The organism is Rhizobium sp. FY34, from assembly GCF_005222845.1.
Classification (GTDB): domain Bacteria; phylum Pseudomonadota; class Alphaproteobacteria; order Rhizobiales; family Rhizobiaceae; genus Neorhizobium.
Genome location: NZ_STFZ01000010.1, coordinates 1 through 620, shown reverse-complemented (window position 1 = coordinate 620; position 620 = coordinate 1). Strand labels below are relative to the sequence as shown.

Annotated in this window: 1 protein-coding gene; it reads right to left on the bottom strand. The window is 59.7% G+C overall.

Features of this window, described 5'->3' with window-relative positions:
- The coding region (locus E8M77_RS07155; RefSeq protein ID WP_246659164.1) for an EF-Tu/IF-2/RF-3 family GTPase at positions 1-620 on the bottom strand (620 nt) is incomplete at both ends.

Genomic DNA, 620 nt, shown 5'->3' with positions numbered 1-620 from the left:
GAAACGATACCCGTCACGTCCGTCGTGCGGAAGTAGAACTGCGGACGGTAGTTGGTGAAGAACGGCGTATGACGGCCGCCTTCTTCCTTCGTCAGGATATAGGCTTCAGCCATGAACTTCTTGTGCGGCTTGACAGAGCCAGGCTTGCACAGGATCTGGCCGCGCTCGACGCCATCACGCTGAACGCCACGAACCAGTGCGCCGATGTTGTCGCCAGCCTGGCCCTGATCGAGCAGCTTGCGGAACATTTCAACGCCGGTCACGGTCGTCTTGGAGGTGGCGCGGATGCCAACGATTTCGACTTCTTCGCCAACCTTGACGATGCCACGCTCAACGCGACCCGTCACAACCGTACCACGGCCGGAGATCGAGAACACGTCTTCGATCGGCAGCAGGAAGGGCTGGTCGATCGGACGCTCAGGCGTCGGGATGTAGGAGTCGACAGCGGCCATCAGTTCGCGGATGGCGTCTTCGCCGATCTTCTTGTCCGAATCTTCCAGTGCAGCAAGAGCCGAACCCTTGATGATCGGAATATCGTCGCCGGGGAAGTCGTAGGACGACAGAAGTTCGCGAACTTCCAGCTCGACGAGCTCGAGAAGCTCGGCGTCGTCAACCTGGTC